Raw genomic sequence first — 234 nt, 5'->3', positions numbered from 1 at the left:
AGGATTACCTCGACTACGATTCGGACATCAACCGCATGGGTCGGGTGGTTGCCCTGGGCGGTACGCTCGATGATTTCACCACGGACCTCAAAGCGCGGTTCGCCGAACCGGGGGCGGAATGGAAATATGTCTCCATCGACACCCATGTGCTCGGTATGGTCACGCGGGGGGCCACCGGCCGGTCGATCCCGGACTTGCTGTCGGAAAAGATCATCGCGCCCATGGGGCTTGAAT

1 pseudogene is annotated in these 234 nt (G+C 60.7%); it reads left to right on the top strand.

The window, feature by feature from the left end:
- Positions 1 to 234 (top strand): annotated as a pseudogene (locus tag A3764_RS21720) (serine hydrolase); the annotation flags it as partial.

It is taken from the genome of Sulfitobacter sp. HI0129 (genome assembly GCF_001635395.1).
Classification (GTDB): domain Bacteria; phylum Pseudomonadota; class Alphaproteobacteria; order Rhodobacterales; family Rhodobacteraceae; genus Sulfitobacter.
Note: the sequence above shows the minus strand (reverse complement) of the source record. Positions and strands in the feature narration are given on the sequence as shown.